At 46.9% G+C, this 12,942-nt stretch carries 10 protein-coding genes; 5 read left to right on the forward strand and 5 right to left on the reverse strand.

The features are described from left to right. Positions 1-31 precede the first annotated feature (31 nt). Entirely contained in the window at positions 32-1,402 is a 1,371-nt protein-coding gene (gene dacB, locus A6E01_RS10385) for a serine-type D-Ala-D-Ala carboxypeptidase (protein WP_065210181.1), read from the forward strand. Between the two features lie 66 nt (positions 1,403-1,468). Here dacB and A6E01_RS10390 read toward each other — a convergent pair whose 3' ends face one another. Together A6E01_RS10390 and tyrS are read right to left on the reverse strand one after the other, a co-directional pair. After that, entirely contained in the window at positions 1,469-2,314 is an 846-nt protein-coding gene (locus A6E01_RS10390) for a magnesium transporter (protein ID WP_017028364.1), read from the reverse strand. Between the two features lie 399 nt (positions 2,315-2,713). Beyond that, entirely contained in the window at positions 2,714-3,901 is a 1,188-nt protein-coding gene (tyrS, locus tag A6E01_RS10395) for a tyrosine--tRNA ligase (RefSeq protein WP_017028365.1), read from the reverse strand. 126 nt (positions 3,902-4,027) lie between these two features. On the opposite strand from tyrS, the gene A6E01_RS10400 reads away from it, so the two are divergent. Next, entirely contained in the window at positions 4,028-5,320 is a 1,293-nt protein-coding gene (locus tag A6E01_RS10400) for a peptidoglycan DD-metalloendopeptidase family protein (protein ID WP_017032745.1), read from the forward strand. Positions 5,321-5,415: 95 nt separating this feature from the next. Further along, complete coding sequence (locus A6E01_RS21495) at positions 5,416-5,586, forward strand: hypothetical protein (protein WP_198598460.1); 171 nt, start codon at positions 5,416-5,418, stop codon at positions 5,584-5,586. Between the two features lie 34 nt (positions 5,587-5,620). Here A6E01_RS21495 and A6E01_RS10410 read toward each other — a convergent pair whose 3' ends face one another. The 3 genes from A6E01_RS10410 to erpA form a co-directional block, all read right to left on the reverse strand. Continuing rightward, on the reverse strand, positions 5,621-8,710 hold the full coding sequence (locus tag A6E01_RS10410; protein WP_017032746.1) for an efflux RND transporter permease subunit: 3,090 nt from the start codon (positions 8,708-8,710) through the stop codon (positions 5,621-5,623). Between the two features lie 10 nt (positions 8,711-8,720). Further along, positions 8,721-9,803, reverse strand: coding sequence for an efflux RND transporter periplasmic adaptor subunit (locus A6E01_RS10415; protein WP_065210182.1), 1,083 nt, complete (start codon positions 9,801-9,803; stop codon positions 8,721-8,723). 110 nt (positions 9,804-9,913) lie between these two features. Next, a complete protein-coding gene (erpA, locus tag A6E01_RS10420; protein ID WP_017028370.1) occupies positions 9,914-10,255 on the reverse strand; it encodes an iron-sulfur cluster insertion protein ErpA in 342 nt (113 codons plus the stop codon). 198 nt (positions 10,256-10,453) lie between these two features. On the opposite strand from erpA, the gene hemL reads away from it, so the two are divergent. Continuing rightward, complete coding sequence (gene hemL / locus A6E01_RS10425; RefSeq protein WP_017028371.1) at positions 10,454-11,740, forward strand: glutamate-1-semialdehyde 2,1-aminomutase; 1,287 nt, start codon at positions 10,454-10,456, stop codon at positions 11,738-11,740. A 115-nt stretch (positions 11,741-11,855) separates the two neighbouring features. Continuing rightward, positions 11,856-12,941 (forward strand): AI-2E family transporter, encoded by a 1,086-nt coding sequence (locus tag A6E01_RS10430; protein WP_065210183.1) that lies wholly within the window; start codon positions 11,856-11,858, stop codon positions 12,939-12,941. Position 12,942 lies beyond the last annotated feature (1 nt).

The following is a 12,942-nucleotide window of genomic DNA, read 5'->3' on the forward strand; positions in this document are numbered from 1 at the left end:
TAAATTGCCTATTGCCTTGATTAGGGACGTTATGCGCACTCTCACCCTTTTGCTGACCTGTGTTTCAACAGTTGCAGTTGCTTCAATCTCAACTCCTTATGAGGTACTGCCTCCAGGGCAGCTATCCAGTGTTATTGTCACCAAAAATGCCACTGTAGAGTCCTCTGTTAATGCTGAGCAGCTTCTTCCTCCTGCAAGTACCCTAAAGTTGGTCACCGCCCTTGCCGCTAAGCTTCACTGGAAAGAGGGCTATCAGTTTTCTACTCAACTCCTTGAACAAGGCGAAGATTATGCCCTTCGTTTCTCCGGTGACCCTAGTTTAAGCCGCCAAGACCTTGAATCTCTTCTAAAGAATCTAAAAGGCAAAACCATCCTAGGCGATTTGTATTTGGATGGCTCGATATTCAGCGGTTATGACCGCGGTGTTGGCTGGCCGTGGGATGTGCTAGGGGTTTGCTATGCTGCGCCAGCGTCCGCTTTAAGCCTAGAGGGTAACTGCGTTCAGGCATCAATAAAGACGCTGGATAACGGCGCAACTTCGGCATATGTGCCCAAGCACCAGCCGATAAAGGTCATCACCAATGTAAAAGCGGTGAGCTTAGAAGAGAAAAAGAACAGTTACTGTGACCTTAACCTGACCGCCGCGCCCAACAATAACTACACCCTTAGCGGGTGTTTAGTCAATCGAGACAAACCTTTGCCGCTTAAGTTTGCAGTGCAGTCCCCTAGCTTGTTTGTGAAAAAGACTATCGCTGAAATCCTTGAACAAAATAACATCAAGCTCAATGGCAAGGTGAAACTAGGCAAAGCGAAATACAACGCGACACTTGTGGCGGAGCACAAATCAGACTCTTTGGATGAAATGCTTGAGTTCATGCTGCATAAATCCAACAACCTGTACGCGGATAACATAACCAAGCAACTTGGCGCTGATTTTTATGGAGCGCAAGGGAGTTTCAACAGTGGCACCTCTGCCATTAGAGAGATCCTTCTAAAACAAACGGGAATTGACCTTGGCAACGCGGTTCTGGAGGATGGCTCTGGGCTGTCTCGCAATAACCGAGTGTCACCAGAAGTCATGATGCAGATAATGCAGTACATCAAGAATAACGATGAAAAGGTGCACCTTATTGCTTTGCTACCTACATCGGGCTTAGATGGCACCTTGAAGTATCGCCCTAGTATGCGAAATACACCGATCAAGGGCAATATCAAGGGAAAGAGTGGCTCACTGTTTGGCAGTCATAACATGGTGGGCTACAGCTATGATGAGCAAGGAAACATCAAGTACACCTTTGTGCAGTTTGTTAGCAACTACCACCCAGAACCTAAGGTCAAAGGTGTTGAGCCAGCCATTACTCAGTTTGAAAAGGCTTTTTACGAATCCTTAGTGACTCAGTAAACTAGAACATAAAAAATGGGCTCAGTAATGCTAAATTACTGAGCCCGTTTTTTATTGTGCTTTTTATTAGGTTAAGCCTAAGAAGTAATTGACCGAGCTAAAGTAAATCCACATCCCGGTAATATCTACGATAGATGCCAATACGGGGCTCACAAGTACCGCAGGGTCTAACTTGAAGGCTCGCGCTATGATAGGAAGCACACCGCCCAAAGTGGTTGAGATCGAGATCTGAATAAACAAGGCTACCGCAATCGCTAAGGCAATGATATTGAGATCATGACCGCCGGTAGAGACGCCATCACTAAACAATAAAATGCGGCCGACGATGACTATGGCGATAACAAAGCCAATACACAGCGCCACTCGGCTCTCTTTCCAAAGCACTGACAGCCACTGCCTTTTCTTAAGCTCTCCCGTTGCCAACGCTCTGATCACTAGCGTTGCCGACTGAGTACCTGTGTTACCACCCGCAGCGGCAATAACCGGCATATAGATAGCAAGAAGCACCAGTTGGCTTAAGGTATCCTCATAACTTGCGATGATAAGACCTGAAACGATGCCCATCAAAGCCAAGCCAATGATCCAGCCTATGCGCTGCTGCACATGGGCAAGCACACCCGTTGAAAGATACCCTTTGTGAGGTTCAGCCTCAGAGCGTATAAATCCTAATTGATGAGCAAAATGACGCGCTCTTACATCTTCCCCAACCACTTCTAATTCAGCAATAATATGCTGAACATAAGCCACTGAGCACTGATTAAGAATCGCCACTGCCTCTTCAATAGGCATGACTTGTAGCAGTTTAACCTGCTGTTTTTCATCATATTTCAAAAATGCGCTGGTTGCTGCGCAGATTTCCTCACGAGAAAAGTTCGATACATCGTGAGCTAAAGTTGTGTTCATTACCGTCATGGCGAATCTCCCGATTAGCTGTGTCGACACCAGCAAAAAAGCTGATATAAATGGGGTAACGACCATCGAAATAACACGTAAGCTTCGCATCAGAATAGCGAGGCAATTCCGTGATTATTTATGACTAGAATGTGAGGAGAAAAATCGAGAGAGAATCAGAAAAGATTTGATAAAAGTTCTCTACCACTGAGGTAGAGACGAGGAACGTACACACCGACAGAGGGTTATTTTTCTCCCTTCATACTAGGAGGATGGTCGGTAGTGTTCATAGTGTTCTCCAAAGGTTACTGGGATGTCCCAGCGGCGCGTAATATATCAAAAACACGACGCAGTTCACAAGTTCACAGATGTAAAAAAGGCGCCAAACAGGCGCCTATTAATCAACGGTTACAACTTAGCCTATTTAAAGGTAAGTCGAGCAAACTTACGCTTACCTACTTGGAACACATACGTGCCCGCTTGAGGTACAAATTTGCTGTCAGTGATCTTCTCACCGTCAATTTTTGCTGCGCCCTGTTTTACCATGCGCATTGCTTCAGAAGAAGACGAACACAGTCCCGCTTCTTTTAACAGGTTACTTACTGGGCGACCTACCTCAAATTCAAACTCAGGCATTTCGTCTGGGATAGCACCCTTTTGAAAGCGATTAATGAACTCTTGCTCTGCTGCATCAGCATCCGCTTGAGAGTGGAAGCGAGCAATGATCTCTTTAGCAAGTAGGATCTTAACGTCACGAGGGTTCTTGCCGTTCTCTACATCGGCTTTAAACTGCTCAATCTCAGCCAAAGGACGGAAAGAAAGTAACTCGTAGTAGCTCCACATCAATACATCAGAGATAGACATGATCTTACCGAACATCTCGGTTGGAACTTCGCTCACACCAATGTAGTTATGAGCCGATTTTGACATCTTCTTCTCGCCATCAAGGCCAACAAGAAGAGGCATAGTCAATACTGCTTGAGGCTTTTGACCGTGAGACTTTTGCAGTTCACGCCCCATTAGCAGGTTGAACTTCTGATCAGTACCACCAAGCTCAACGTCTGTTTCCATTGCTACTGAGTCGTAACCTTGTAGCAGTGGGTACATAAACTCATGGATAGCGATTGGCTGGCCGCCAGCATAACGCTTTTTAAAGTCATCACGCTCTAGCATGCGCGCTACAGTTTGGTTAGCAGCAAGACGCAACATACCCTCAGCACCTAGCTCACCTAGCCATTCAGAGTTGAATGCAATCTTGGTTTTAGCCGGATCTAGGATCTTGAACACCTGCTCTTTATAGGTTTCCGCATTACGCAGAACGTCTTCACGAGTCAGAGGTGGACGAGTTGTGTTTTTACCCGTTGGATCACCCACCATACCGGTGAAGTCACCGATTAAGAAGGTAACGTCATGACCAAGGTCTTGGAATGTACGCAGTTTATTTAGAATAACTGTGTGACCAAGGTGGATATCTGGTGCCGTTGGATCTGCGCCTAGTTTAATGCGTAGAGGACGGTTTTCTTTCAGCTTGGCGATCAGCTCTTCTTCTGGAATCAGCTCTTCAACGCCGCGCTTGATCTCAGCTAAGGCAGCTTCAAAACTTGCCATATTAGTGTGCTCCCACAAAATCAGGAAAAAATATATCCCGACAGTGTACTTGAATAGCGATTAGTTTTGAAAGCAGTTAGACTAATCAAATACCAATTTTTCACTGATTATTTAACGAATCGGGATATGCTGACCATTTTTCAACGTTTACCTCTTTTGCACCGAGCGTTAATTTGCTGTTTTAGTGCACTTATTGTTGTCGCTCTATTCCTTCTTCCCGATCCTAGAAGCCTTCACGAGCAAGAAAACAACTATCAAGTTGGTCGCATTTACCCTCTAGAAATTAACGCTAAAGCCTTATCTCCTACAGATCAAAAGCTGCCTATGGCGGTCATGCGCTGGGATACTCATAAGGTGCGATCCGGTGAAAGTGCCTCTGTATTGTTTGACCGTATTGGTTTGTCTCCTCGCCTATTGCATACCCTAGTCACCAGTGATGATGAAATTAATAAACAGTTGTCTCGCCTGCGTCCTAATGATGAATTGATTTTTGGGTATGACGATCAAAACAACCTCATTCAATTGCAGCGAAAAATCAGCCCTTACGAGACCTTTAAGGCCGTAAAAAGCGGCGATAAGTTTAAGGCTGTGATAGATAAGAAAAAGGTCTACACCCAGCTAAATTATGCGGAAGCGAACATTACCTCCAGCTTTTGGAACGCCGCGATTGGGGCAAAATTAACACCGAATCAGATCATGAGCGTTGCCGGGATCTTTGGTTGGGATATCGACTTTGCCTTGGATATTCGCCCAAATGACAGCTTTAAGGTGTTATTTGAAGAGAACATTGTGGAAGGCGAGTTCGTGGGTAGAGGCAAGATTTTGGCCGCGCAATTCAGCAACCAAGGGGATACCTTCAAAGCCGTTTTAGATGAAGACAGTGGCAACTATTACGACGAAAAAGGGCGAGCAATGAAGAAAGCCTTCTTGCGTTCTCCAGTTGATTTTCGCCGTGTAACCTCTAACTTCAACCCTAACCGTCGCCACCCAGTAACAGGCAAGGTAAGGGCTCACAGAGGTACCGATTATGCAGCGCCTGTTGGCACCCCAATCTACGCCGCGGGTGATGGTGTTGTACTTAAATCCGGCTACAACCAATTCAACGGCAACTATGTGTTTATTAAACACAGCAATATCTACATCACTAAATACCTACACCTTCAAAAACGTAGAGTGAAAGGTGGACAAAGGGTTAAGCAGGGACAAACCATTGGTACTCTAGGCGGAACAGGCCGAGTCACAGGCCCTCACCTTCACTACGAATTCTTGGTCAATGGCGTTCACAAGAATGCACGCACGGTTAAGCTGCCAGAGGCTAAATCCCTTACTGGCAACAAGAAGAAAGAGTTTATGAAGGTTGCGAATAAGCGTTTAGGCGAATTAGAGCGTTATCAGCATTTGCTTACTGCATCGAAGTAATAACAGGGTGCAAAGCCTACTATGTGCACACTAAGATCCTGAATCAAGTTCAGGATGACGTCTCTTTTGACTTCCGTAGTTGAAGTTATATTCAGATGAGCAACAAAATCCAATTTCACGTCATGCTGGCGAACGCCAGCATCTTGGAGAGTGCAAAATCCAGCTCTGTACGCACTAAGATCCTGAATCAGGTTCAGGATGACGCCTGTTTTGGCTTCCATAGTGGCAGTGGTATTCAGTGCACCCACTGCCTTTGCTCTTCCTGACAGCTGAAAGCTTGAAGCTGTCAGCCAACAGTAGCTACTCCTCTGTCACCTTATTCCTTCCAAACATCAACAAGCAAGGCGTCAGTACCAGCGTGAGTACTGTAGCGAAGGCTAGGCCGCCGGCAATGGCGGTGGCGAGCTGAGTCCACCACTGCGTACTTGGTGCGCCAATTTCAATCTTCTGATTGATTAGGTCTACATTGGTTTGCAGAACCATAGGCATTAAACCAAGGATAGTGGTAACCGTAGTCAGCATTACCGGTCGTAGACGCTGTACACCCGTTCGCAGTATCGCTTCTTCCTTTGATAATCCACGTTGGCGCAACTGGTTAAAGGTATCGATCAATACAATATTGTTATTAACGACAATACCTGCCAACGCAATCACCCCAATGCCCGACATTACAATGCCAAATGGGCGCTGGAACAGCAGCAAACCGGCAAACACCCCAACGGTTGAGAACAACACGGCACTCAAGATCAAAAACGCTTGGTAAAAGCTATTAAATTGAGTGATCAGGATCAGCGCCATTACAGCCAATGCTGCCAAAAACGCCGACTGCAGGAAGCTTGAAGAGTTTTGCTGCTCTTCATTTTGTCCCTTAATTCTAAACTCAACGCCTTCTGCTAGATCTAACTCTTGCAATGCTTGCTGAATCGATGGCAACTCAATGGCGAGATTATAGCCCTCGCTCATGTCCGCCACGACATTAACGATGCGCTTGCCATCCAAGCGGTTAATGGTGTCTTGCTTAGGCTCAGGTTTTACCTTCGCAAAATTGGTAATAGGCACTAGTCCTGCGTGTGTTTTTACCCTGAGTTCATCGAAGCGCCCAATATCTCGTTTGTCTTCAGGGTAACGAACCAATATATCGACCTCATCATCGGTATCATCGGGTAGGTAATCCCCCACCCTTAAGCCATTAGTGACGAACTGAACCGTATTGCCTACCAGCGAGGCATCCGCGCCAAATCGAGACGCATCAGCGCGGTTAACATCGATAGTCCAATCAATGCCTTCCTTGCTTGAGTTATCGCTGACATTGGTCAGTGCAGGGTTACCATCAGCCCATAATCGTATTTTCTTGGCGGCCGAATCAATCAAGTTAGGGTCTCGAGAGGTCACCTCTATGACTAAGTCATTCTCTACTGGAGGCCCTGCATCCGGAAACTTATACTCGATCTCGACACCAGCAAAATTATCCGTTCTTTCACGAAGCTCCTCTATGATTTCTTTCACCGAGCGGCGATCCTGCCAATCTACTGGCGTCACCTGTATCGTGCCGATTTCGTCTTGGCCGCCAGTGCGAGTGTAAACACTCTCAAGCTCAGGGTGACCTATGATCTCACGTTCCAACTCGCGCATTATGCTGTCTTTCTCAACAATAGACAGGTCGCCATAGGAGCGAGCCTTAACATTAAAGTAAGGCGGATCCACCTCAGGAAAGAATTCGGCGCCAAGCCCAGCCTTGTTGTAGGCAAAGCCCACAGCAAATGCTAACAATACCGCGCTCAGCAGCACTTTGAGAGGGTGTTTAATGGCGATAGCCAGGGTGTGGTAATAAAGCTTGGTAATGCCTGTGGCCTTTTCAAAGTCACCATCATGAAGCTGCTGCATACGTGTCTGCGTCGCTGCATTCATAAACTGTGGCTTACCAATCAAACTGCCCAACACAGGGACAAATACCAGCGCCATCACCAAAGATGCACTCAGCGTTGCTATCAAGGTCAGCGGCAGATACTTCATAAACTCGCCGGTCGTATCAGGCCAGAATAGCAGTGGGGCAAATGCCGCTAAGGTCGTTGCGGTAGAGGCTGTGATAGGCCAAGCCATTCTTTTAGCTGCATCTCGATAGGCTTCTTTCCGAGGCGAGCCCTCTTGCATCTTTCTGTCGGCAAATTCGGTGACCACTATGGCCCCATCCACCAGCATTCCCACCGCCATGATCAGCGAGAACAACACGACGATATTCACCGTCAAACCAAATACAGACAGTACCAATAAACCGGTAAGAAAAGAGCCAGGAATTGAGATGCCGACCAACAGAGCGGTGCGCATTCCCAAGATGGCAATGATAACGATCACCACAAGGATGATGGCTGACAGCACGTTATTTTGAAGGTCCGTCAACATGCGATCAACGTCTTCAGAATCATCATAGGTGTACTTAACCAATAGGTTACTCGGCCAATCAGGCAACTTTTGAGCCTCAGCAATAACCGCCTTAACGATATCCACCGACTCTATAATATTTTCTCCTGCGCGCTTCTTAACATCCAGCACAACAGCGCTTTCACCATCTAATCGCGCAAAGCTTTCTGGGTCTCTAAAGGAGCGTCTTACCGAGGCGACATCTCCAAAGGTAATCACTTGTTTGCCATCCACCTTAACCGGCAATTCAAGCACATCTTGTAGCGAGGCAAACACCGAAGGCACCTTCACTGAAAATCGCCCATAGCCCGTATCCACAAAACCTGCTGCGACTACGCGGTTGCTAGCGGCAATTAAGTTGTAGATATCACCTTGATCTAGGCCGTAGCTCTCCATCAATAGGGGATCGACGATCACCTCGACTATATCGTCACGGTCACCGGCTATATCCACTTCCAGGATTTGCTTAAAGCTCTCTAGCTTGTCTTGAATACGACGACCAATCTGAACTATGGTTCGCTCAGGAACAGTGCCATACAAGGCCACCGACAAAATGGGCTGCTCGCTGGCAAGGGTCACTTCGTTTACTGTGGGATCGTCACTATCATCGGGAAGCTTTGATTTAGCAAGGTCCACCGCCTCGCGAACATCCGTCATAGCTTTGTTGAGATCACTGCCTGCGACAAACTCTAAAGTCACGGAGCCGTGACCTTCGGATGCGGTAGAGGTCATTTTCTTAACGCCCTCAATTGAGCGAAGTTCTTGCTCGATTGGGCGTACTAACATGCGCTCGGCATCAAGAGGTGAGATACCTTGATGACCAACAGAAACATAGATAATGGGGATGGTAATGTCTGGACTAGATTCTTTCGGGATCGTGATATACGTGTACACCCCTGCCAGAATCAGCATAAACAGTAGTGTTAATACCGTTCTAGAACGGTTAAGAGCCGCATCAATGATAGAGAGCATAGCTTACCCTCTACTGTCTAATGGCGATGACAGAGTCACCATCACGAACAAAGCCCTGCCCTTTAGTGACAATCTCAACGCTGTCACCTAAGCCACTTAGCCAGACACCATCTTGCTCTGCTTTAACAATCTGAATGCCCACAAAATGAACCTTGTCCTCTTGCAGTGTTTTCACTCCAAGGTTACCGGCCTCATCCAGCGCTAGCATTGCAGGCGTCACCTTAACGGCCATCTTAGTTTCCAACTCCAACTCCACCTCGGCGCTCACACCAGAGGGAAGCATTTGGTCTTTATTGGCTATTTCTATTTCAATCGGAAAGGTATTGGTCGTCACAGAGGAATTGCGCGACACATAGCGCAGGGTGCCCTGAAGTTTTTCGCCCCCTAGTAAGGTGATGTTCGCCGTTTGCCCTTTCTTTACTAACTGGATATGACGCTCACTAAGATCGGCTTCGATAACCAACTTTTCAAGATCAATAAGATGAGCCACCTCATCACCACGGGAGACATAATCACCAAGCTCAACGTGCAAGCGATCGATGATTCCGTCAAATGGTGCTCGAATAATACTGTTCTTTAGGCCTAACTTAACATTAGCGACGGTCGCTTTTGCATTGGCAAGCTCGGCTTCTGCCTTTGTGAAAGCCACTTCATTCTGTAGTCCGCGTTTTTTAAGAGAGGTCGCAGCATCAAACTCTTTTTGCTTAACTCGCAATAAGGCATTGGCACGATCCAACTGGATCTCTAAATCCCCTTTGTCGATCATGGCAATGATTTGCCCACGCTTGACCGTAGCGCCTTTACGAACCCTTAAGGTTTTTATAGTGCCTGCAAGTTCTGCGCTGAGTTCAACATGACGATTTGGCGCTGTTCGTCCATAGAGTTCGATTTTTCGAGCGACGGGCTCGGCATTAAATTGGGTTACAACCACCTTAGCTAAAGGTACGTTGCGTTCTGTTGCTGGGGACTGCTCTGTGGGCTGTTCTGCCCTAAGGGCGCCAGCTGCAAGCCAAGCGCCGAGGGCAACAACAAGAGTAAGCGAGATGATCCAAGGTCGTTGGGCAAAAAATTGCCCTGTCCTTCTTAACGGCATAACTAAATCCTTTTAATTATCAGTAGGCGACCTTGCCTAGCTGTTTATACGGCACAGCCTTTACAACTGACTACTGTACCGATTACTGCCGGGTATTTCTGAGGGTAGGATCACACGCTAAATGAGGCTCCACAACCGCAAGTGGTTGTTGCATTAGGGTTATTAATGAAGAAGCGTGCGCCTTCAAGTCCCTCTGTGTAATCTACTGTACCGCCAATTAAGTACTGCAAAGACATAGGGTCTACCACTAGAGTCACCTCGTCTTTCACTATAATCGAGTCGCCTTCATTCACTTTCTCATCGAAGGTAAAACCGTATTGAAAACCACTACAACCACCACCTGTGATGTATACACGTAGTTTAAGCTCAGGATTTTCTTCCTCTGTAATCAATACTTTAACGCGCGCTGCTGCTGCGTCAGAAAAATTCAAAGGGACATTTAATTCGCTCACCGAGACCTCTCTTTATTCGATGTTGCCACTCTAGGTGACTGTGTTGTTGTGGCGATTATCTAATACCTGAGCAAAGTGTTCAAGTATTGTAATCCGACACTCACACGAATAGTGAGACACAAGCGTTAGACTTGTGGCCAATATTTATTACAATGCTGTCATTCCCAAAAATGCTATCCGAAAAGCAAGGATTCTTTAATGAGCAAATCAGAAGCACTCTATCAGCAAGCCCAAACCATTATTCCTGGTGGCGTTAACTCACCAGTACGTGCATTTAATGGCGTTGGCGGTTCTCCACTTTTCATTGAACGTGCTGATGGCTCTCGTATCTATGATGCAGACGACAAAGCGTACATCGACTACGTCGGATCATGGGGACCGATGATCTTGGGCCACAACAATCCTGTTATTCGCGATGCGGTTGTTGAAGCAGCGCAGCGCGGTCTTAGCTTTGGCGCTCCAACCGAGCTTGAGATCAACATGGCGAAGCTTGTGTCCTCTCTTGTGCCATCAATGGAACAACTGCGCATGGTAAGCTCAGGTACAGAAGCGACCATGAGCGCAATCCGTTTGGCACGTGGCTACACGGGTCGCGATAAGATCATGAAATTTGAAGGCTGTTACCACGGCCACGCTGATAGCCTATTGGTTAAAGCAGGTTCTGGCGCATTGACTCTAGGTCAACCGAGCTCTCCGGGCGTACCAGAAGATTTTGCTAAGCACACATTAACAGCAACCTTTAACAACCTTGACTCTGTTCAAGGGCTGTTTGATGCAAACCCAGATCAAATCTCATGCATCATTGTTGAGCCAGTTGCAGGAAACATGAACTGCATCCCGCCTATCAATGGTTTCCTAGAAGGCTTGCGTGAAATCTGTGACCAAAATGGCGCACTGCTTATCTTTGATGAAGTAATGACGGGATTCCGTGTTGCTCTTGGCTGTGCTCAAGCGCACTACAACGTAAAGCCTGATCTCACTACCCTAGGTAAAGTTATTGGCGGCGGTATGCCAGTAGGCGCGTTTGGCGGTCGTAAAGAAGTAATGCAACACATTGCTCCAACGGGCCCTGTATACCAAGCGGGTACTCTATCAGGTAACCCTATCGCTATGGCTGCTGGCTATGCATGTCTAACTCAATTAGCACAAGCAGGTAACGAAGAGCGTCTTAATGAAATCACAGCGAAATTAGCTCAAGGTTTCAAAGAGCGTGCTGACAAGCATGGCATCCCGCTACTGGTGAGCCAAGTAGGCGGTATGTTTGGTTTCTTCTTTACTGATCAGCAGCAAGTTAACTGCTACGAAGAAGTGGCGAAGTGCGATGTTGAGCGATTCAAACGCTTCTTCCATCTGATGCTAGAAGAGGGCGTTTACCTTGCGCCATCAGCGTTTGAGGCAAGCTTTACCTCTCTGTCTCACTCTGATGACGATATTGAGCAAACCCTCGCTGCTGCTGATCGTTGTTTTGCCGCTTTAGCTGCTTAATAACCCGCTGTACATTGTGAATAAGGAGCCTGCTGGCTCCTTTTTTATTTCTAGCGATTCATGTTGCATAACGCTATGATTTATCATCACAAACACTATAAGTGGGCCGTTCAAAGTGCCAAAAAGATTCCAACTCACGTCTAGCCAATGGCTATTAATTGCTGCGCTACTGGTTTTCGCGTATGCCTGCTTTGTTTTAATCCGACCTTATATCAACTCAATCGTAATGGCGTTTATCATCTCACTGCTGATGTTCCCCATTCACGAGTGGCTTGATAAGAAGATGCCGACCATGAGAAACACCACTGCCCTGCTCTCATGCATCATCTTAACCTTTATCATTGTGATACCGCTGTTGTTTGTCTTCACGGCAATCATCCAGCAAGGTTCCTCTTTTTCGCAGGGTGTTTATCACTGGGTAACCGACGGCGGTGTGCAGGAGCTATTCGCACAGCCTTGGGTGGTTAAGGTCCTCGATATAGTCAATACCTACTTACCGTTCGACACCCTAAAGCCGTCTGAGATTGGGCAAAAGGTCGCAGAACTGGCCAGCACGTTTGGCTCTAACTTAGTGGCTATTAGTGCCTCCGTTGTGGGCAGTGCCACCAGCTTTTTGGTGAACTTCGGCTTGATGCTGTTTGTACTGTTTTTCCTACTGCGCGACCATGACAAAATCATCAACAATATGCGTCACATCCTTCCTCTGTCTCGCTCACAAGAAGACAGGCTACTAGACGAAATTGAGAAGGTCTCTAAATCTGCCGTGATGGGCTCTTTCTTAACGGCGATTGCTCAAGGCGCTGCCGGTGGTTTTGCTATGTGGTTGGTGGGATTCCCCGCCCTATTTTGGGGAACAATGATGGGCTTTGCTTCCTTTATCCCCGTTATTGGTACCGCATTAATTTGGGTGCCAGCCTGTCTGTACCTTCTTTTGACTGGAGAAACTGGCTGGGCCATATTCTTGTTGATTTGGTCAGTAGCGGTCGTTGGTTCTATCGATAATATTCTTCGCCCTCTGCTGATGCAGGGAAGTGCAGGGATGAATACCTTAATGATCTTCTTTTCTTTGCTTGGCGGTTTGCATGTCTTCGGCTTAATTGGTTTAATCTACGGCCCGCTGATCTTCGCCATCACTATGGTGCTGTTCAACATGTATGAGGAAGAGTTCAATGACTTCCTCGATCAGCAAGATAACAACTAGT

The organism is Vibrio breoganii (genome assembly GCF_001677275.1).
Lineage (GTDB): Bacteria > Pseudomonadota > Gammaproteobacteria > Enterobacterales > Vibrionaceae > Vibrio > Vibrio breoganii.